Annotated in this window: 19 protein-coding genes; 7 read left to right on the top strand and 12 right to left on the bottom strand. The window is 65.4% G+C overall.

What is annotated here, in order from left to right; all coding sequences use genetic code 11:
- Positions 1-924: 924 nt before the first annotated feature.
- The 7 genes from gatB to ACTEK7_RS00575 all read right to left on the bottom strand — a co-directional run bounded on the left by gatB (position 925) and on the right by ACTEK7_RS00575 (position 6,994).
- Positions 925-2,403: an Asp-tRNA(Asn)/Glu-tRNA(Gln) amidotransferase subunit GatB gene (gene gatB, locus ACTEK7_RS00605; protein ID WP_036015058.1), complete on the bottom strand. Its 1,479-nt coding sequence runs from the start codon at positions 2,401-2,403 to the stop codon at positions 925-927.
- Entirely contained in the window at positions 2,400-2,702 is a 303-nt protein-coding gene (locus tag ACTEK7_RS00600) for a hypothetical protein (RefSeq protein ID WP_085974545.1), read from the bottom strand. Before ACTEK7_RS00600 ends, gatB begins: the two co-directional genes overlap by 4 nt.
- Positions 2,693-4,168 carry an Asp-tRNA(Asn)/Glu-tRNA(Gln) amidotransferase subunit GatA gene (gatA, locus tag ACTEK7_RS00595; RefSeq protein WP_036025529.1) on the bottom strand — a complete coding sequence of 492 codons (1,476 nt, stop codon included), beginning with the start codon at positions 4,166-4,168 and terminating at the stop codon, positions 2,693-2,695. Before gatA ends, ACTEK7_RS00600 begins: the two co-directional genes overlap by 10 nt.
- On the bottom strand, positions 4,165-4,377 hold the full coding sequence (locus ACTEK7_RS00590; RefSeq protein ID WP_027547180.1) for a hypothetical protein: 213 nt from the start codon (positions 4,375-4,377) through the stop codon (positions 4,165-4,167). The genes gatA and ACTEK7_RS00590 overlap by 4 nt, the downstream gene beginning before the upstream one ends.
- A gap of 14 nt (positions 4,378-4,391) precedes the next feature.
- Positions 4,392-4,679: an Asp-tRNA(Asn)/Glu-tRNA(Gln) amidotransferase subunit GatC gene (gatC, locus tag ACTEK7_RS00585; RefSeq protein ID WP_225135680.1), complete on the bottom strand. Its 288-nt coding sequence runs from the start codon at positions 4,677-4,679 to the stop codon at positions 4,392-4,394.
- A gap of 76 nt (positions 4,680-4,755) precedes the next feature.
- The gene (locus tag ACTEK7_RS00580) at positions 4,756-5,832 is read right to left on the bottom strand and encodes an NAD(P)H-dependent flavin oxidoreductase (protein ID WP_225148415.1); all 1,077 of its coding nucleotides are present in this window, start codon (positions 5,830-5,832) and stop codon (positions 4,756-4,758) included.
- Between the two features lie 118 nt (positions 5,833-5,950).
- A complete protein-coding gene (locus ACTEK7_RS00575) occupies positions 5,951-6,994 on the bottom strand; it encodes an NAD(P)H-dependent flavin oxidoreductase (RefSeq protein ID WP_225148414.1) in 1,044 nt (347 codons plus the stop codon).
- A 99-nt stretch (positions 6,995-7,093) separates the two neighbouring features.
- On the opposite strand from ACTEK7_RS00575, the gene ACTEK7_RS00570 reads away from it, so the two are divergent.
- On the top strand, positions 7,094-7,984 hold the full coding sequence (locus tag ACTEK7_RS00570; RefSeq protein ID WP_036025534.1) for a LysR family transcriptional regulator: 891 nt from the start codon (positions 7,094-7,096) through the stop codon (positions 7,982-7,984).
- A gap of 200 nt (positions 7,985-8,184) precedes the next feature.
- The gene (locus ACTEK7_RS00565) at positions 8,185-9,120 is read left to right on the top strand and encodes a cyclase family protein (protein WP_036025535.1); all 936 of its coding nucleotides are present in this window, start codon (positions 8,185-8,187) and stop codon (positions 9,118-9,120) included.
- A gap of 58 nt (positions 9,121-9,178) precedes the next feature.
- Here ACTEK7_RS00565 and ACTEK7_RS00560 read toward each other — a convergent pair whose 3' ends face one another.
- Positions 9,179-9,394 carry a hypothetical protein gene (locus ACTEK7_RS00560; protein WP_036015080.1) on the bottom strand — a complete coding sequence of 72 codons (216 nt, stop codon included), beginning with the start codon at positions 9,392-9,394 and terminating at the stop codon, positions 9,179-9,181.
- Between the two features lie 47 nt (positions 9,395-9,441).
- On the opposite strand from ACTEK7_RS00560, the gene ruvX reads away from it, so the two are divergent.
- Entirely contained in the window at positions 9,442-9,933 is a 492-nt protein-coding gene (gene ruvX / locus ACTEK7_RS00555) for a Holliday junction resolvase RuvX (RefSeq protein ID WP_036015081.1), read from the top strand.
- A 3-nt stretch (positions 9,934-9,936) separates the two neighbouring features.
- Positions 9,937-10,860, top strand: coding sequence for an AEC family transporter (locus ACTEK7_RS00550; RefSeq protein WP_109143515.1), 924 nt, complete (start codon positions 9,937-9,939; stop codon positions 10,858-10,860).
- On the opposite strand, the gene ACTEK7_RS00545 is transcribed toward ACTEK7_RS00550, so the two are convergent.
- Genes ACTEK7_RS00545 through ACTEK7_RS00530 form a run of 4 tightly spaced genes read right to left on the bottom strand, consistent with a single transcriptional unit; the run spans position 10,857 to position 15,425 of the window.
- The gene (locus ACTEK7_RS00545; protein ID WP_225148413.1) at positions 10,857-11,621 is read right to left on the bottom strand and encodes a CPBP family intramembrane glutamic endopeptidase; all 765 of its coding nucleotides are present in this window, start codon (positions 11,619-11,621) and stop codon (positions 10,857-10,859) included. The two genes, ACTEK7_RS00550 and ACTEK7_RS00545, sit on opposite strands and share 4 nt — an antisense overlap.
- A gap of 23 nt (positions 11,622-11,644) precedes the next feature.
- Positions 11,645-13,288, bottom strand: coding sequence for an acyl-CoA dehydrogenase family protein (locus ACTEK7_RS00540; RefSeq protein ID WP_225148412.1), 1,644 nt, complete (start codon positions 13,286-13,288; stop codon positions 11,645-11,647).
- Between the two features lie 20 nt (positions 13,289-13,308).
- Complete coding sequence (locus ACTEK7_RS00535) at positions 13,309-14,082, bottom strand: M15 family metallopeptidase (protein ID WP_036025543.1); 774 nt, start codon at positions 14,080-14,082, stop codon at positions 13,309-13,311.
- Positions 14,079-15,425: an NADase-type glycan-binding domain-containing protein gene (locus tag ACTEK7_RS00530; protein WP_225148411.1), complete on the bottom strand. Its 1,347-nt coding sequence runs from the start codon at positions 15,423-15,425 to the stop codon at positions 14,079-14,081. The genes ACTEK7_RS00535 and ACTEK7_RS00530 overlap by 4 nt, the downstream gene beginning before the upstream one ends.
- Positions 15,426-15,650: 225 nt before the next feature.
- Here ACTEK7_RS00530 and ACTEK7_RS00525 point away from each other — a divergent pair, with 225 nt between their 5' ends.
- Genes ACTEK7_RS00525 through plsY form a run of 3 tightly spaced genes read left to right on the top strand, consistent with a single transcriptional unit; the run spans position 15,651 to position 18,549 of the window.
- Complete coding sequence (locus ACTEK7_RS00525) at positions 15,651-16,598, top strand: aspartate carbamoyltransferase catalytic subunit (RefSeq protein ID WP_036015092.1); 948 nt, start codon at positions 15,651-15,653, stop codon at positions 16,596-16,598.
- Between the two features lie 5 nt (positions 16,599-16,603).
- Complete coding sequence (locus ACTEK7_RS00520) at positions 16,604-17,905, top strand: dihydroorotase (protein ID WP_036015131.1); 1,302 nt, start codon at positions 16,604-16,606, stop codon at positions 17,903-17,905.
- A gap of 47 nt (positions 17,906-17,952) precedes the next feature.
- Entirely contained in the window at positions 17,953-18,549 is a 597-nt protein-coding gene (gene plsY / locus ACTEK7_RS00515) for a glycerol-3-phosphate 1-O-acyltransferase PlsY (RefSeq protein ID WP_036015094.1), read from the top strand.
- Positions 18,550-18,765: the final 216 nt, after the last annotated feature.

Here is an 18,765-nt window from a genome sequence, read left to right as displayed (position 1 = left end):
CCCGGCTTCAAGGGAACGAGGGCGTCGGCGAACACGTCAGGACCAGATTCCACTTTGGCCCGAAGGCCTGTCGTGAAATTGCGGAGCCCGTTTGAGGAGAACCGCACCGAACGAAGAAAACTCGTTTCTTCTGCCGGACCGCGAAAGAGAACGGTCCGACCGTTGACCTGATGTCTCGCCGACACCCTCTATCGTCGACCAGAACCTCTAGGAGGCGCTGATGACGTGCCGGCTATCTGGAGCCGGCAACTTCAGAAGCGAAGTTACTTCTTCTTCTTCGCGACCTTGCGGGTCTTCTTCGCAGTCTTCTTCACTGCGCTCTTCGCCTTCTTCGCCTTCTTCGCTTTCTTGGCCATGTTGCCCTCCGATGTGTGAGATGGCTTTAATCGCTGCGTGCACTCGGGGATCGAATGCACTTCATCCCGAATACACCAACACGAAGAAAAAAACAGCTTCTCGCTTAAAGAAGTGTTGACGCAGCAAGGCGCCTGCGCTTGGCGGGCGCGACGCAGGCGCTTCGTACGACGTGCACTTGCGATCATGCAGAGCGCGCGCATCGCCGACGTTCGCGAACGATGCGATTGCACGAAAACACTATGCAGCAAGTATTTTTTCGCACGCGCGTATCGCGCGCGACCAACGCAGCGATGCGCATCGACAATCGTGCGGTCGCCTCGCAAAGGCGTTTCGCGGACTCTGAGTCGCGATTTTTGGCAACGAAAATATTTTCATGCTTAACGGCGCGGGCGCTCGCCGGAGCGCGTTCAAGCCGCCGTTTCGGGCGAATCGCGCGGCGGCGATTCGGCCGCCGCATCGCCGTCGATCAGGATGAAGTTTGCCGTCGAGGATGCGCGCGAGCGTCGCAGCGAGAACCAAAAGCGAGGTGACGAAACGCGTCCGTCACCTCGTTCGAATGCGTCAGGCTTAGACGCCGAGCTTGGACTTGAGCAGGTCGTTGACGCTCTGCGGGTTGGCCTTGCCGCCGGATGCCTTCATGACCTGGCCGACGAACCAGCCGAGCGATTGCGGCTTGTCCTTCACCTGCGCCGCCTTGTCGGGATTGGCCGCGATGATGTCGTCGACCACCTTTTCGATCGCTGAGAGATCCGTGACCTGCTTCATGCCACGGCTTTCGACCAGCGCGCGGGGATCGCCACCCTCCTGCCAGACGATTTCGAACAGATCCTTGGCGATCTTGCCCGAGATCGTACCCTCGCCGATCAGGTCGATGATCGCAGCCAGTTGCCCGGCATTGACGGGCGAGGCCGTAATATCCCGGCCTTCTTTGTTGAGACGGCCGAACAGCTCGTTGATCACCCAGTTCGCCGCCATCTTGCCGTCGCGGGCGCGGGTGGCGAGCTTGTCGAGCACCGTCTCGTAGAACAGCGCGCTCTCGCGCTCGGCGACCAGCACGCTCGCATCATAGGCCGAGAGGCCGAAATCGGCGACGAAGCGCGCCTTCTTCTGGTCCGGCAGCTCCGGCAGCTTCGCCTTCAGCGCGTCGACGAAGTCCTGGCTGAACTCCAGCGGCAACAGGTCGGGGTCGGGGAAGTAGCGATAGTCGTGCGCCTCCTCCTTCGACCGCATCGAGCGCGTCTCACCCTTGTTGGGATCGAACCGGCGCGTCTCCTGCTCGATCTCGCCCCCGTCCTCCAGGATCTCAATCTGGCGCCGCGCTTCATACTCGATCGCCTGGCCGATGAAGGCGATCGAGTTCATGTTCTTGATCTCGCAGCGGGTGCCGAGCGGCGCGCCGGGCTTGCGCACGGACACGTTGACGTCGGCGCGCAGGGATCCCTTCTCCATGTCACCGTCGCAGGTGCCGAGGTAGCGCATGATCGAGCGCAGCTTGGTCACATAGGCCTTGGCCTGCTCGGCGTCGCGGATATCAGGCTTCGAGACGATCTCCATCAGCGCCACGCCAGAGCGGTTGAAATCGATGTAGGACAGCGACGGCGACCGGTCGTGCAGCATCTTGCCGGGATCCTGCTCCAGATGCAGCCGCTCGATACCGATGGTGGCCGTCTTGCCGCCGTCGAGATCGATGATCACCTCACCCTCGCCCACGATGGGCGATTTGTACTGGCTGATCTGGTAGCCCTGCGGCAGGTCCGGATAGAAATAGTTCTTGCGGTCGAACACCGAGCGCAGGTTGATCTGCGCGTTGAGGCCGAGCCCGGTCCGGACAGCCTGCCTGACGCATTCCTCGTTGATGACCGGCAGCATGCCCGGCATCGCGACGTCGACCAGCGAGACGTGGCTGTTCGGCTCGCCGCCGAAAGCGGTAGATGCGCCCGAGAACAGTTTGGCGTTCGAGGTCACCTGGGCATGGATCTCCATGCCAATGACCATCTCCCAGTCACCAGTTGAGCCCTTGAGAAGCTTGTGCGTGGCCGTGCTCATGTCCTGCTCCCGAGCAGCGTGGCAGCGATCCGCTCCCACTCCGCTTCCAATGAATCCTTTGCCGCCGGCTGGCCGGCCTGGCGGTACCAATAGCCGGCATTGCCGAGATCGCCTTCGACGCGGTGCAAATAGGCATGCACCCAGGCGGCCTCGCGGCTGCTCTCGTCCTGAACGATCTTGTGCGCGCGGTCCCAGTCGCCCTTCGCCGCCCACCACAGGCCGGCGAGCGGCGCGTTCAGGTCCGGCGCGGGCGCCGCGCCACTGATGCTCGCGATGAAATCGGCGACATTCACCACCACCTCGCGGGCGTGAAGCGGCCGGCGGCCTGCTCGATCACCTCGCCGAGCGAGAACAGCGTCTCCTCATCGAACGGACGGCCGATCAATTGCAGCCCGAGCGGCAGGCCCTGCACGTCCTTGCCGGCGGGCACCGCGATGCCGGGCAGGCCCGCCATGTTCACGGTCACCGTGAAGATGTCGTTGAGATACATCTCGACCGGGTCGGCGCCGCCCTTCTCGCCGATGCCGAAGGCCGCCGACGGCGTCGCCGGGGTGAGGATGGCGTCGACGCCTTTGGCGAAGCAGTCCTCAAAATCCTTCTTGATCAGCGTGCGCACCTTCTGCGCGCGCAGGTAATAGGCATCGTAATAGCCGGCCGAGAGCACGTAAGTGCCGATCATGACGCGGCGGCGCACCTCGGCGCCAAATCCCTCCGCACGGGTGTTCTCGTAGAGCTCGATGATGTTCTTACCCTGCTCGCGCAGGCCGTAGCGCACGCCGTCATAGCGCGCCAGGTTGGACGAGGCCTCTGCCGGCGCCACGATGTAATAGGCCGGCAGCGCGTATTTGGTGTGCGGCAGCGACACCTCGACCAGCTCGGCACCGGCCGCCTTCAGCCACGCCGCGCCCTCACTCCACAGTTTCTCGATCTCGGCCGGCATGCCGTCGAGGCGATACTCCCGGGGGATGCCGATCTTCATGCCCTTCACGGACTTGCCGATCGCCGCCTCGTAGTCCGGCACGGGGATATCGACCGACGTCGTGTCCTTGGGATCGTGGCCGGCCATCGAGCGCAGCAGCATCGCGGCATCGCGTACGCTGCGCGCGATAGGGCCCGCCTGGTCGAGCGAGGAGGCAAAGGCGACGATGCCCCAACGCGAGCAGCGGCCATAGGTCGGCTTGATGCCGACGGTCGCGGTGAACGCGGCCGGCTGGCGGATCGAGCCGCCGGTATCAGTCGCGGTCGCGCCCATGCAGAGCAGCGCCGCCACGGCCGAGGCCGAGCCGCCGGACGAGCCGCCCGGCACCAGCGTGGTGTTGCTGCCCTCGCGCCGCCAGGGATTGCCGACGGGGCCGAAGCACGAGGTCTCGTTCGCCGAGCCCATCGCGAACTCGTCATTGTTGAGCTTGCCGAGCATCACCGCGCCGTCGCGCCAGAGCTGCGAGGTGACGGTGGACTCGTAGGTCGGCACGAAATTGCCGAGGATCTTCGAGCACGCCGTGGTGCGCACGCCCCTGGTCGCGAACAGGTCCTTGATGCCGAGCGGGATGCCGGCGAGCGGGCCCGCATCGCCCTTGGCGATCTTGCTGTCCGCCTCGCGCGCCATGGCGCGCGCCTGGTCCGGCGTCTCTATCACGAAGGCGTTGAGCACGCGCGCTTTCTCGATCGCGGAAAGATGCGCGTCGGTCAGCTCGAGCGACGTGAAATTTTTTGCCGCGAGGCCCTTGCGGGCCTCGGCGAGCGTCAGCGATGTCAAATCGGTCATTTATTGATCGGGCTGCAGAAGAACGGAGACAGGGTCTTGTCGTTGGCCGGGTCGTCCTTTTTGGCGGCGGCTTTCGCGGCCGCCTCGATCTCGTCGAGCACGGCATTGACGGCGACGTTGGGATCGGCAGCCTTGCCCTGCCGTTCCATCTTGTCGAGATAATTCATGTAGGCCTGATAGGCCTTCTCATCGTCGCAAAGCAGGCACATCGGATCTAACCTGTTTATTCAACGACCTTCGGCACCAGGAAGAAGTGACCTTCGGTCGCGGGCGCGTTGGCAACGATATCGTCGGCGATCCCGCCGTCGTCGACCACGTCCTGCCGCTTCTTCATCTGCATCGGGGTGACCGAGGTCATGGGATCCACGCCCTCGACATTGACCTCCGAGAGCTGCTCGACGAAAGCGAGCATGGCGTTGAGCTCGCCCTGCAGATGCGGAACCTCGCCCTCGGAAACCGCAATGCGCGCCAGATGCGCGATGCGGCGGACGGTAGCGGCGTCGACGGACATTATATAAGGCCTCTTACGGCAAAACCTATGTGCCGTATAGCAGAGGCCGCTTTTGCGCCGCAACCGGCGCTTCCCCCTATCCGGCGAGGGCCTTCATGCGCCCCAGCGCCGATTTGGCGAGATCCCGGGTCAATTCGGCGGCGGGAAGCTCGCGGCCCAGCGCAACGGCCTGCCCTGCCCAGAGATTGGTGAAATCCACCCTGCCCTGCTTTTCGGCAGCCGCTTTCAACGGCCCCAGCGCCGTCGCGGCGTGGGGAAACGGCGGCGCATCCGGCGAGATCGGACCGGCCTCGCGCATCAGCCGGTTCTGCACCCCGCGCGCAGGCCGGCCGGTCATGACATTGGTGATGACGGTGGAATCGTCCCGCGCCTCGGCAAGCGCCTTGCGGCCGCCCGCGCTGAGCTTGGATTCCGGGCAGCGCAGATAGGCGCTGCCGATCTGCACGCCGGCGGCACCGAGCGCGAAGGCTGCGGCAATGCCGCGTCCGTCGGCGATGCCGCCCGCCGCGATCACCGGCACCTTCACGGCATCGACGACCTGCGGCACCAGCGCGAAGGTGCCGGGCTGCTCGGCGATCTTGTCGGTCAGGAACATGCCGCGATGGCCGCCCGCCTCGGCACCTTGCGCGATCACGGCATCGGCGCCGTGTTCTTCCAGCCAGACCGCCTCCTTAACCGTCGTCGCGGACGAGATGACGAGGCAACCCGCCGCCTTGACGCGCCGCAGCAGCGCTTGCTCCGGCAGGCCGAAATGGAAGCTGACGACCTCCGGCTTCAGCTCCTCGACCACTTCGCAGAACGCTGCATCGAACGGCGCGCGGTTCGCAGCCGCGATCGGCGCGGAGGGATCGAGACTGTGCTCGGAATAGTACCCCGCGAGCCGCTGCTTCCACCGCGCCTCGGCTTCGCGCGTCAACTCGACCGGCGTGTGGCAGAAGAAGTTCATGTTGACCGGCGCCTTGACGCGCTGGCGGATGAGACCAACCTGCTCGCGCGCCTTCTCCGGCGAGATCATCGCACACGGCAGCGACCCCAGCGCCCCGCCCTGCGCAGCCGCAATCACCAGCTCCGCATCCATCACGCCAGCCATCGGCGCCAGCACGATCGGAAATTCGGTCTTGAAGAGATCGATCAGTCGACGGTCAGGCCACATGATGCTTGCCTCGCATTCGCTCTTCCCTCTCCCCTTGTGGGAGAGGGTGGATCGCCGCGATAGCGGCGAGACGGGTGAGGGGTTTGCATCCGCGGAAGCAGACCTCTCAGATTTGACTTCACTCTCCGCGGAAAGAACCCCTCATCCGGCGCTGCGCGCCACCTTCTCCCACAAGGGGAGAAGGAAGAACACCTCTCGCTGAATTCCGGCGTCCTGCCAGCAACTGCTCCGCCTCCGCCGCAATCCGCTCGACGATCTCCGCCGCCGGTGGGATATCATGAATCAACCCAACCGCCTCGCCGGCGATCACGGCCGCGACATCGAAATTGCCCGCCGCCCTTGCTGCCGCATACTCGGAAGCGACTGCGGCAACATTCTGCATCAGCTCGACCTCGCGGCCGATCCAGCGCTTGGCATGATCGTTGACCAGGCACCGCCCGGTAAACGGCGCCGGCCAGACATTGTTGCGGGAGAGATCGAAGAGGATGCCGCGCACGGTCGAACCGGAGTTCGCCGCGCAGATGCGGCGCTTGGCCTCCTCCGCACCGTCGGCCTCCTGGCTGGCATAGAAGCGCGTGCCGAGCAGCACGCCGCTCGCGCCCAGCATCATCATGGCCGCGAGGCCGCGCCCATCCGCGATGCCGCCAGCCGCCACCACTGGAACGCGCCCCGCGACGAGATCGACGATGGCGGGCACGAGATCGACAGTGGTGCGCGAAGCGCCATGACCGCCCGCCTCCGTGCCTTGCGCAATCAGGATGTCAGCACCGGCATCGAGCGCCTGCCGCGCCATCGCTTCGTCCTGCACCTGGCAAATCAGGCGCGCGCCGGCGGATTTGATCTTGGGCGCGAACGGCGCGGGATCGCCGAACGACAACATGATCGCAACTGGTTTTGCAGCGAGCGCGACATCGAGAAGCTCGGGCCGCTTGGCGAGGCTCCAGGTGATGAAGCCGATCCCGAACGGTGCACTGAGGTCGGCGAGCTTCGCCGTCTCCTGCTCCAGCCAGACCCGTTCGCCATAGCCGCCGCCAAGAATGCCGAACCCGCCGGCGCGGCTCACCGCCGCGACCAGGCGGCTGCCAGCAATGACATCCATCGGCGCCAACAGGATCGGATGCTCGATCCCCAGCAGCGTGGTCAGCGACGTCGTCATCGGCATACGGCTCCTCCCCGATCTGGACAGCGAGACTAGGCGCGACTAGCATTCTCGAAAATTGAATTGTTGCGAACGCTGCCATCTCAAAAGCGAAACGACACCATGGAACTCAGCGATATCAAGACCTTCGCCGCGGTCGCCCGCACCGGCGGCATCACCCGCGCCGCCGAAGAGCTCAACACCGTGCAGTCGAACGTCACCCAGCGCGTGAAGGCGCTGGAGGCGGAGATCGGCACGCCGCTGTTCGAGCGGCACTCGCGCGGCATGACGCTGACCGGCGCCGGCAAGCGCCTCCTCCCCTATGCGCAAAAGATGGCAGCGCTGTCGCGCGAAGCCTTGCTCGCCGCGCGCGACGATGGCGAGCCGAAAGGACCGCTCGCGATCGGATCGATGGAGACCACGGCAGCCGTGCGATTGCCGCCGCTGCTCGCCGATTTCCACCGCCGCTTCCCGGCCGTGCGCCTTTCGTTGCGCACCGCGCCGACCGCCGACCTCGTCGCCCTCGTGCTCGACGGCACGCTTGACGGCGCCTTCGTCGCTGGACCCATCACGCATGACGACCTCACCGCGACGAGCGCGTTCCGCGAAGAGCTGGTGCTGGTCAGCGCGCGCCGCTGGGCCTCGCTCGCCGAGCTGCGCGCCGGCACGCCGGAGTCGGGTCCGACCGCGCTGGTGTTCCGCACCGGCTGCACCTATCGCCAGCGGCTCGAACAGATCTTCGTCGAATTCGGCTGGCCATCGGCGGCGCGCTTCGAGCTCGGCACGCTCGACGGCATGATCGGCTGCGTCGCCGCCGACATGGGCGTGACCCTGCTGCCGCGCGCCGTCGTGGAACGCAGCGCGATGAACGGCGCCGTCGCCGTCCACACGCTGAGCCCGTCACATGCACGTGTCGAGACACTCTTCATCCAGCGCCGCGCCGGACATCAATACAGCGCGCTGAGCGGTTTTGCCGATTGCCTGAAGAAGGACGAGGACGTCATCGCGGCATGACGGAGCGCCAACGTTCCACGCCACGAAATTCGTCACAAATCCATCGCGTTTGAATCGATCCGCGCTGCGTGCTGCCATCGCAGCGCAGCACTTCGAAAAGCTTTGAAGCCCGCGCTTCTTCTACGTTAGGATGAGTGACTGGCCAGCGCGAAACCATAAACGAAGCCAAACACCGGCAGAAAACATCGGGAGGACTATTGATGCGCAATACGCTCGTGTTGTGCTGCGTCGCTGCGTTGTCGGCGATTTCAGGAACTGCAAGCGCACAGGACTGGACCAAATCGAAATGGGGGCCGAACGACGAGATCGGCGCCGCCAACTACATGACGCCCGAGCTCGTTGTGAAGGCGGCATCGCTGGTGAAGACCGGCAAGACCTACGCCCTCGGCATCCCCGTCACGCCGCAGACGCCCGCCTACCCGCCGCGCACCTTCAAGCTCACCATCGTGCAGCCCGGACAGGCCGGCACCCCGGGTCTCGGTCCGAACAAGGCCACTTACAACGATGACATCCTCGACAGCTGGGTCGGCATCGGCAGTCAGCTCGACGGGCTCGGCCATCTCGGCGTCGAGCACGTCTACTACAACGGCAACAAGCTGGCCGATTTCGCCGATCCCAATGGCTTGAAGAAGCTCGGCATCGAGAAGGTGCCGCCGATGGTCGCCCGCGGCGTGCTGCTCGACATGGCCGCCTATTTCAAGACCGACGTGGTGAAGGAAGGCACCGCCTTCAACGTCAAGGAGATCGAGGAAGCCGCCAAGCAGCAGAACGTCGAGATCCGCCAGGGCGATGTCGTCATCTTCCACACCGGCTGGCTCAGCCTGATCGGCAAGGACGACAAGCGCTACTCGGCCGGCGAGCCCGGCCTCGGCGTCGAGGGCGCGAAGTACCTCGCCGGCAAGGGCGTCGTCGCGGTCGGCGCCGACACCTGGGGGCTCGAGGTGTTGCCGTTCGAAGGCAAGACCGTGTTCGAGGTCCACCAGATTCTGCTCGCGATGAACGGGACCTATATCCTCGAGAACATGGACACGGCGGCGCTCGCGCGCGACAAGGGCTATGAATTCCTGTTCGTGCTGGGCCAGCCGCGCTGGACCGGCGCCGTGCAGGCCATGATCAACCCGATCGCGATCCGCTGAGCTGAAAACCGGGCGAGGAGCCGCTTGCCGCGCGGCAGGCCCCTCGCCCACCCCTCCGTCACCGCGGCCTCACCTGCCACCGCCGCAATGCCACGACGGCCCAGATCGCCTCGACCAGGCCGAACGGCCAGGCGCCTTGCAGGAAGCCATAGGCCGACCCCAGCGCGCAGGACGCCGCGAACAGCAGCACGAACCAGTGGCTGCGATCCTCCAGGGCATAGCAGACCAGCATCGCCGTCACGGCAAACAGGCCGAATAGTGTCAGTGCATCCATGGTTATCAGTTCACCCCGCAGCGCGACGCATGATATGCGCTAAAGCCATGCCGGCTCCTATCCTGCCTCTCATCGATGCTGCAACCCACTGGCCCGCGCGCGGCGCGCTGGTCGGACTCGATTTGGGCACCAAGACCATCGGTGTTGCCGTATCCGACCCGGACCGGCGGCTGGCGACCGGAGTCGAGACGATCCAGCGCAAGCAGTTCAAGCAGGATGCCGCCAGGCTGCTGGCCGTCGCCACCGAGCGCAAGGTGGTCGGCTTCGTGCTCGGCCTGCCCATCAACATGGACGGCAGCGAAGGGCCGCGCGCGCAATCGACCCGCGCCTTCGCGCGCAATCTGGCCGGATTGACCGCGCTGCCCATCGGTCTCTGGGACGAACGTCTTTCGACCGCGGCGGTCGAGCGCGAGCTGATCGGCATGGACGTCAGCCGCGCCAAGCGGGCCGAGGTGATCGACGAGCACGCCGCGATCTTCATCCTGCAAGGCGCACTCGATCGCCTTGCCAATCTTCGCACGAGCCCGGGACCGGACTGATCCATGGCCGTCGTCATCGCGGCGCTGCTGCCGGTCTTCATCCTGATCGTGCTCGGCATCGTGCTGAAGCGCAGCCTGATGCGACTCGACACGCAATGGCACGGGTTGGAGCAGCTGACCTATTTCGTGTTGTTTCCGATGCTGCTGATCCAGACCCTGGTAAAAGCCGACCTCTCCAAGGTGCCGGTCGCCGGCGTCGGCGGCGCGCTGCTGCTGTCGGCACTGGCGATGTCGCTGTTGTGCCTCGCGCTGCGCCCCGCCCTGTCGCGGCTCGGCATCGACGGCCCCGCCTTCACCTCGATCTTCCAGGGGGCGACGCGCTGGCAGACCTTCGTTGCGCTGTCGATCGCCGCCAATCTGTTCGGCGATGTCGGGCTGGCGCTCGCCTCCGTTGCGATGGTGGCGATCATCCCGCTCGTCAACGTGTTCAGCGTGTCGGTACTCGCTCGTTACGCATCGCCGGAAAAGCAATCCGGCCGCGCCATCTTCATGACGTTGGTGCGCAATCCCTTGATCTGGGCCTGCGTCATCGGCCTTACTGTCAATGTCACCCATCTGCCGCTGCCAAGGCTTTGGCATGAGGTTGCAGACGCGCTCGGCAGCTCCTCCCTCGCCATCGGCCTGCTCGTCACAGGCGCGGGATTGCATCTCGAAGGGCTCTTCCGTCCAAGCCTCGGCGCAGCCGTCGGCGTCGTTTTCAAGCTCTTGCTGATGCCCGCGCTCGCGATGGGGCTTGGTCTCTGGTTCGGGCTTTCCGGCAACAGCCTGGCGATCGTGGCGATCTGCTCGGCGGTGCCGACCTCGTCCAGCGCCTATGTCCTCGCCCGCCAGATGGGCGGCGACGCCCCGCTGCTGGCGCAGATCATCACGCTGCAGACGATCTTTGCAGCCATCACGATGCCGATCGCGATCGCCCTGGCGGCTTAGCTCCCCAGCCACATCGTCAGCACCACCGCGGTGAGATTGTTCAGCGCATGCAGCACGATGGTGAGCCACAGCGAGCCGGAGCGGTAGCGCATGTAGCCGAACCACAGGCCGATGGCAAAAACTTCGGCGAGGAAGTACATGTCGTACTGCAGATGGACGATTGTCCACACCAGCGACGACATCAGGATCGCGCCGGGTGCGCGCAGGAAGCTCGCCGACCAGCCACGATAGAGGAAGCCTCGCGCCAGAACCTCTTCCGACATCGGCGCCGCCACCGCGAATGCGGCCAGCAGCAGCAGCGCGGCGCCCTTGTCGCGGCCCGTTTTCAACAGATCGGTCATGAAGCCCGGCGTCGCCTCGCGGCCGAGGGCGCGCGACATCGTCTCCCAGAGCAGCACGATCAGGATGAGGCCGACGGCGCCGAACAGCAGCTGCTTCCAGGACGGCCAATGCAGCGCGAGATAATCGAAGAACGAAGCTTTCTTGATGCGAATGGCGAGCCAGACCGCGGCCAGTGTCGCCGGCAAGCCCATGATGACCGAGAGCGCAAGCGTCTGGGGCTCGCGGCCGACGACCTGCAGCGAAGCGAGGTCCATGGGTAGACCACGCTGCGCCGCCAGCAGAAGGACGGCGCCGATCTGCCCGACGAACATCGCAACGAAGATGAAGAGGCCCCACACCGCCGTGCCCCAGAACTTCCAGACGCGCGGCGCCGCCGGCGTCGCGGTCAGCGGCGGATGATCGGGATTGAGGGAGTCCATCGGGAGGCTTTCGTTTTGGAGATTCACGGCAGCGCCCGCTCCAGCAGCGCGCGCACGGCGGCGCTGTCGAGCTCGACCGCGCCGTACATGCTGGCATGGTTCGTCGCGAGGCGGGTCGCGGCAAACAATTCGGCCTGGCGCGGCGACACGCCATTGAGCGCGGCCGTCGCGGCCAGCAATGCCAGCTTCTCGACCGCAAGCCGCGCGACGCGCTCGCCGTCGGCGCGCCGAAACGTCTTGCCGATGAAGCTGGCCGCCTCGCCCGCCCCCGGCAGCCCCTTGGTCTCGGCCGCCAGCGCTTGCAGCACCGCCGTCGCCGCCTCGCCCTCGCGCGAGAGCGCGCGGAGCACGTCGAGGCACATCACGTTGCCCGAGCCCTCCCAGATCGCGTTGACCGGCGACTCCCGATAATGGCGCGCCAGAATGCCGTCCTCGACATAACCGTTGCCGCCGAGGCACTCCATCGCCTCAAACAGGAACGGCGGCGCGCTCTTGCAGGTCCAGTATTTGATCGCGGGCGTGAGCAGCCGCATATAGGCCGCCTCCGCCGCATCGTGCGGCGTGCGGTCGAAGGCGCGGCAGAGCCGCATCACCAGCGCCGTGCTCGCCTCCACATGCAGGGCCATGTCCGACAGCACGGCCTGCATCAGGGGCTGATCGGCCAGATGCTTCTGGAACACGCTGCGATGCCGGGCATGGTGCAGCGCATGCGCAAGCCCCGAGCGCATCAGGCCGACGGAGGCGATCGCGCAATCCTGCCGCGTCAGCTGCACCATCTGGATGATGGTACGGATGCCCTTGCCCTCCTCGCCGACCCTTTCGGCATAGGCGCCCGTGAATTCGACCTCGGATGAGGCATTGGAGCGGTTGCCGAGCTTGTCCTTCAGCCGCTGGAACTGAATGGCGTTGACCGATCCGTCCGGCGCGAAGCGCGGCATGAAGAAGCAGGTCAGCCCGCCTTCGGCCTGCGCCAGCACCAGGAACGCATCGCACATCGGCGCCGACATGAACCATTTGTGGCCGGTGATGCGATAGCCGTCCCCGTCGCGCACCGCACGCGTCATGTTAGCGCGCACGTCGGTGCCGCCCTGCTTCTCGGTCATGCCCATGCCGAGCGTCATGCCGCGTTTCTGCCACCACGGCGCAAAGCTCGGATCGTAGCTCTTGGTCGACAACACCGGCATCACGCGCGCGAGCAAGTCAGGCTGCATCGCCAGCGCACCGACGGAGGCGCGCGTCATCGTGATCGGGCAAAGGTGGCCGGTCTCGACTTGCGCAGCCATGTAGAACTTTGCGGCACGAATGACCTCAGTGGCATCGCCCGCAGGTTTTCCGTCCGCCATCCACGTCGAATTGTGCACGCCGGCATGCGCACTGTGCGCCATCAGCTCGTGATAGGCGGGATGAAACTCGACCTGGTCGCGGCGATTGCCTTTGGCATCGAAGCTGCGCAGCTTCGGCGTGTTCTCGTTCGCAAGGCGCCCGCGATCGGCCATTGCTGCCGAGCCCCAATGCCGGCCGAACTCCGACAGTTCCCGCTCCACCGCTGCGCCGCCATTGGACCTGACCGCCTCGACCAGCGGTCGGTCCACGGCGAAAAGATCGACGTCCTCGAACGGCGGCGACTGGTTGAAGACCTCGTGGGTCGCAAATGTGGGCTGGGTCATTTTGCGTCCTCGGCGCGGAATCAGTTCCGTCGCGGCTGGATCGGGAAATCATAGGCCGCCCCGCCTGCCCCCGGCAGCGAAAAATGCCACCACTCCTTCGAATAGTTCACAAAGCCTTGCCTGGCCATCACAGCCACCAGCCGCTTGCGCCAGGCGCGCTGCTCCGGAGTGATCGATGGTGCCGCAGTGTGCCCCTTCGGGTCGGTACAGTCGTAGCCTGTGCCCATGTCGACGCTGCCCTCGGGCGCCCGCGCCTCGACCGGCGCCGTGCAATCCGCATAGGTCTTGGCTGGATCATATTTGGCAGAATTGTCCGCCCTGAGATCGACCAGCGTGAGATCGAGTGCCGCACCGGTCGAATGCTGCGAGCGGCTCGCAATGTAGCCGAGGCGGAACAGCTCGGTCTTGGGGATCTTCGGATTGTAGCGCCGCTCCGACGCCGTCTCGCGGCCGTTCTGCGACCACTTGACCATGTCGAGCGAGGCCCGCGCCGGCCGGTAGCAGTCGAACATCTTGAGCGAGAGATTTTGCGCCGCCAGCTCCTGCTGCACCGCTTTCAGCCGCAGCCCCACCTCGCGCTTCACCACGCATTCGCCTGCTTGGTAGCCGGCGAGCGGACGGCCGACGAAATTGTTCGACGTGGCGTAACGGATATCCTGGATGATGCTGGGATCGATATCGCGCAGATAGACGAAGTCACCGGGCAAGCTCTGCGCCCGCACGGGAACGAGAAACGATAGTGCGAGCAGCACGACAAGCGCGACGCGCGCCGCGGTTCCGGTCCTTGCGGTCATTGCACCGGATCCGAGTTGACCAGAAGTTTCGTGATCGCGGTGTCCGTATATTTGTTGCCGGCCCAGACATCGTCGATGATGAACTGCATCCAATGGGCCGACACCGGCGGCCGCAATGTCAGCAATTGCGCCGACAGCTTGTCGTCGAGAATGAAGGTCTGCGACTCGCCGCCCGAGAACAGCACGCGGATCTGGCGAACCCTGTTGTTCTTGGCGAAGATGTCGGGGCTTTTCTGGTAGCCGTTCTGCACGTGGATCGACTTGACCCGCCGCAGGGTTTCGAACTCGATGGCGATCCATTCGCCGATGCCGTTGCCGGATGCGCCTTCGACCCAGGCCGTCCCCGTCGAGGCGTCGAACAAATTCGCTGCGCCGTACGAATTGCCGAATTGCGGCTTCAGCATCGAGCTGACGCAATAGGTCTCGAAGCCGCTGCGGGCGCAGCTTTCGCCTGCCGCGGAGGGACGCGGCGGACGCATGGTGGCGCGCTCCGCGACAGCAGGCCTTGCCGGCGGCTTCGCCAGCATGCCCGCCACTTTCGGCGCCCCGTTCGACGATTCCGCATTCCAGAGAAAGATGCGCCCGCCGAGCGTCTGGTCGTAATAAGCGGGCGTCTGCTCGTGCGGTGCTGCTTGTCCTCCGGCATCCGTCGCCGTCAGCGCCAGCGCCGCCACGCGCTCGCGCACCTCGACCGCGAGGTCTCCGAGATGTAGCTCGGGCCGCTTGAGCTGCTCGACGAATGTCCGCGTGAACACCGAATTGTGCGCCGTATCGTTGCTGCCGAGCTGGTCGAGCGCGGTCTGGCCGATGCCTGCGGAATAGAGCGTGAAGATCCCGCGCGCAGGCCGGGCGTCAGCAAGCCCCCGCGTGTTCCCGATCGAACGGCCGGCGGCGCGCGGAAACGGATTGTCACGGCAGGCATCGATGACGACGAAGGCGACCCGCACTGCCTTGGCCTGAAGCTCCGCGATCACGTCGGGCTCGGCGATCGAGGCCCCGCGCACCCGCGCCTCGGCGCCCTCGTTCACGGTGGGAACGTCGCTCGGCACGAGGTAGTTCACGCCTGCGATCGCAACGCCGTGTCCGGCATAGAAAACGGCGGCGGTATCGCCCGGCTCGAGCCGCGACGTGAAATCCGCAAGCCGGTCGATCATGCCCTGGCGGCCAAGATTGGTCCCGAGCACGATGTCGAACCCGAGCGACCTCAGCGCGTCGGCCACGGTCGTTGCGTCATTGGCGGCCTTCTTCAATTGCCGGTCGGCCGGCAGGTTCGGATAGAGATCGTTGCCGATCACGAGTGCGACGCGTTTTTCGGCCCAAGCCGGTGTCGCAAGGCCAGCCATGCACGCGGTCGCGAGCGCAGCAACATTGCGCGCCAGTCGATTAAAATACCGCGTGCCCGTCATGATCCAGCCCGTGACGCAACCAATGTTGCGAGTCTAGCGCAAAGCGGCTGCCCCGAACACCGGCTGGCGGCGCCGCCTCCGCCGCAAAGCGCCGTGGATAAGTCCGGCGGCGGGATTTGAAGCTTGCTCCCCCCGCCGTCCGCCCCTATAGCTCTGCTTTTAATGACATCGAAATCGACCTTCGTCCTCGGCCACCGGCATTTGCTGGGCATCGAGGGCCTTTCCGCGGCCGACATCAGCGGCCTCCTCGACCTGTCCGAAGAATATGTCGAGCTCAACCGCCAGGTTGACAAGAAGCGCACCGTCCTGCGCGGACGGACGCAGGTGAACCTGTTCTTCGAGGCCTCCACCCGGACCCAATCCTCGTTCGAGCTTGCGGGAAAGCGGCTGGGCGCCGACGTCATGAACATGTCGGTCGCCTCCTCGTCCATCAAGAAGGGCGAGACACTGATCGACACCGCGATGACGCTCAATGCGATGCACCCGGACATCCTGGTGATGCGCCATCACGCCTCCGGCGCCGTGGAACTGCTGGCCCGCAAGGTCGACGGTTCCGTGATCAATGCCGGCGACGGCGCGCACGAGCATCCGACCCAGGCGCTGCTCGACGCGCTCACCATCCGCCGCAACAAGGGTCGGATCGAGGGGCTCGTGGTCGCGATCTGCGGCGACGTGATGCATTCGCGCGTCGCCCGCTCCAACATCATCCTGCTCAACACCATGGGCGCCCGCGTCCGCGTCGTCGGGCCCTCCACGCTGCTGCCGCCGGGCATCGAGCGCATGGGCGTCGAGGTCGCGCGCGACATGCGCGAGGGTCTCAACGGCGCCGACATCGTCATGATGCTGCGGCTGCAGCGCGAGCGCATGAACGGCTCCTTCGTGCCCTCGTCGAGCGAATACTTCCACTATTTCGGGCTCGACCAGAAGAAGCTCGCTTACGCCAAGCCGGACGCGCTCGTGATGCATCCCGGCCCCATGAACCGCGGCGTCGAAATCGACACGGCCGTCGCCGACGGTGCGCAATCCCTGATCCGCGAGCAGGTGGAGATGGGCGTCGCCGTGCGCATGGCGGTGCTGGAAGCGCTCGCCCGTAACCTGCCGAACGCGTGATGCCGATGCTGACCGATCGCCGCCCCATCCTGCTGGCCAATGCCCGCGTCGTCGATCCCTCCAGGGATTTCGACGGCGTCGGCGACGTCCTGATCGCGGACGGCAGCATCCGCGAGACCCGCCGCGGCATCGGCGCGGCCGGCGTCCCCGAGGGCACCGACATCGTCAATTGCTCCGGCAAGATCGTCGCACCCGGCCTGATCGACATGCGCGCCTTCGTCGGCGAACCCGGCTTCAGCCACCGCGAGACCTTTGCCACCGCGAGCCAGGCGGCCGCGACCGGCGGCATCACCACCATCATCTGCCAGCCCGACACCTCGCCGGTGATCGACAATTCGGCAACGGTCGACTTTGTGATGCGCCGCGCCCGCGACACCGCGATCGTCAACATCCAGCCGATGGCCGCCCTCACCAAGGGCATGCACGGCCAGGAGATGACCGAGTTCGGCCTGCTCAAAGCCGCTGGCGCCGTCGCCTTCAGCGATGGCGCCAGAAGCGTGACCAATGCGCAGGTGATGCGCCGCGCGCTGACCTATGCGCGCGATTTCGACGCGCTGATCGTGCATTACACCGAGGACCCCGATCTTGTCGGCGAAGGCGTGATGAATGAGGGCGAGTTTGCCTCGCGGCTCGGCCTGATGGGCATCCCGAATGCCGCCGAAGCCGTGATGCTGGAGCGCGATCTGCGCCTCGTCGCCCTCACCGGCGGCCGCTACCACGCGGCGTCGCTGACCTGCATCGATTCCCTCGACATCCTTCAGCGCGCGCGCGATGCCGGGCTCGCCGTCAGCGCCTCGGTCTCGATCAATCATCTGGCGCTGAACGAGAACGACATCGGTCCTTACCGTTCGTTCCTGAAGCTGTCGCCGCCGCTGCGCACCGAGGACGACCGCCGCGCCCTGGTGGCGGCGATCGGCTCCGGTCTGCTCGATGTCATCATGTCCGACCACAATCCGCAGGACGTCGAGGGCAAGCGCCTGCCGTTCGCGGAAGCCGCGCCCGGCGCCGTCGGGCTCGAGACCATGCTGCCGGCCGGCCTGCGGCTGGTCCACAACGGCGAGATCGAGCTGAAGACGCTGATCCGCGCGATGTCGACCCGCCCGGCCGAGCTGCTCGGCCTGTCGGGCGGAACCCTGCGCGCCGGCAGCCCCGCGGATGTCATCGTGATCGACCCCGACGTGCCCTGGGTGGTCGATCCCGCCGACCTCAAGTCGCCCTGCAAGAACACCCCGTTCGACGAGGCCCGCTTTACAGGCCGGGTGGTGCGCACCATTGTCGGCGGACGAACGGTATATGAGCATGTCTGACGTGCGGCTTCGTTCGACGTGGAGAATGGGCCTTTGGAGATGCCGCCATGGCGCTTGAACCATTTCTGCCGGTGGCTTTCGTCATCGGCTATCTCCTCGGCTCGATTCCGTTCGGGCTGATCCTGACCAGGCTCGCGGGCACCCAGGATATCCGCTCGATCGGCTCCGGCAGCATCGGCGCCACCAACGTGCTGCGCACCGGACGCAAGAGCCTCGCCGCGGGAACCCTGCTGTTCGACGCGCTCAAGGGCACCGTGGCGGTGGTGATCGCCGGCTACATCGCAGGCCCCTACGCCGCAATGGTAGCCGGGCTCGGCGCTTTCCTCGGCCACCTCTTCCCGGTCTGGCTGAAGTTCAAAGGCGGCAAGGGCGTCGCGGTGTATATCGGCATCCTGCTGGGGCTGTTCTGGCCGGGCGCCGTCGTGTTCTGCCTGCTCTGGCTGGCGACCGCCTTCACCACCCGCTATTCCTCGCTCTCGGCGCTGGTGGCGGCGTTCATCACACCGATGTTCCTCTGGTGGTTCGGTCATCTCGCATTGTCGGCGCTCGCCGCCGTGCTGACCCTGCTGTTGTTCTACGCGCATCGCGAGAACATCAAGCGCCTGCAAGCGGGCAAGGAAAGCCGGATCGGCGAGAAGGCCTAGAGCATGATCCGGAAAAGTGCGTAGCGGTTTTCCGAAAAGATCATGCTCAAACAATAACCTAAAGCGTGATGACGATTCCTAATCGCATCGCGCTTTAGAGCGTTTTCGAGCGAATTGGATTCCGGTTCGCGTCGCGACAACGCCTCAAACAAGAATTTGAGGTCGGAAAAAGTACGGATACCGCCGCACCCCTTCCGCATTATATGCCAAATCCTG

It is taken from the genome of Bradyrhizobium sp. JHI2711 (genome assembly GCF_056156565.1).
The sequence above is the reverse complement of the archived record's forward strand: the minus strand, read 5'-3'. Positions and strand labels throughout refer to the sequence as shown.